We start from the raw sequence: 1,076 nt of genomic DNA on the forward strand, positions 1-1,076 counted from the left end.
GCCGCCCCCGCCCCCGCACCGGCCGAACCCGCCCCGCCCCGCCGGCCGAAGAAGCGCCCGGCCTGGGACGAGGTGCCCCGCTGGCAGATCTACCTGCCGCTCGGCGTCTACCTGGTCTTCACCCTGGTCCCGTTCTACTGGATCCTGCTCTTCGCGCTGCGCCCGGCGGGGTCGGCCTCGCTCGTGCCCTGGCCGATGACCTTCGACCACTTCGAGAAGGTCTGGAACGACCGTGCCTTCGGCACCTTCTTCCAGAACAGCGTGCTGGTGGGTGTCGCGACCCTGGTGATGACCACGCTCGTCGCCCTGGCCGGCGGCTACGCGCTCGCGCGGTTCGACTTCAAGGTCAAGCGGGGCTTCATGCTCGCGCTGCTCTGCTCCCAGTTCGTGCCCGGCGCGCTGCTCCTCGTACCGCTCTTCGAGATCTTCGCCGAACTCCAGATGATCAACTCGCTGGGCAGCGTCATCATCGCCGAGACGGTCTTCCAGCTGCCGCTGTCGATCATCCTGATCAGCAACTTCATCAAGAACGTGCCCTACTCCCTGGAGGAGGCCGCCTGGGTCGACGGCTGCGGCCGGTTCCGCGCCTTCCGGGTCGTCGTCCTGCCGCTGCTGCGGCCGGGGCTGATCGCGGTGGGCTCCTTCGCCTTCGTGCACTCATGGAACCACTTCCTGTTCGCCCTGATGTTCCTCAACAACCAGAGCAAGCAGACCATCCCGGTCGGCCTCAACTCCCTGATGAGCGCGGACAGCGTCGACCTCGGCGCGCTCGCCGCCGGTGGCATCATCGCCGCCGTCCCCGTCGTGATCGTCTTCGCCTTCATCCAGAAGTGGCTGATCACCGGCTTCAGCGCGGGGGCGGTGAAGGGATGAGCCGGGATTCCGCCCGCGGAGGCGGTGAAGAGGTGCGCCGGTCGCACGTCCGCGGGGGCGGGGAAGGGCTGGACCGGGTTCCCGTCCGCGAGGGCGGTGAGGGGGAACTGGTCGAGCGCGTCGGCTAAGGTGAAGCGGCCGGGGGTGGCGTGCACCGGGAGGAGCCTCTCCAGGTGTTCGGGGAGGTCCGTGGGCCGCTCGCC

The 1,076-nt window shown here is 69.1% G+C and carries 1 protein-coding gene; it reads left to right on the plus strand.

Going from position 1 to position 1,076, the window contains the following annotated elements:
* Positions 1-873 (plus strand): carbohydrate ABC transporter permease (locus HZS56_RS37810; RefSeq protein WP_216725325.1); only part of this gene is annotated, 873 nt, incomplete at its 5' end.
* Positions 874-1,076 lie beyond the last annotated feature (203 nt).

It is taken from the genome of Streptomyces mayonensis (assembly GCF_018982965.1).
GTDB classification, from domain to species: Bacteria; Actinomycetota; Actinomycetes; order Streptomycetales; family Streptomycetaceae; genus Streptomyces; species Streptomyces mayonensis.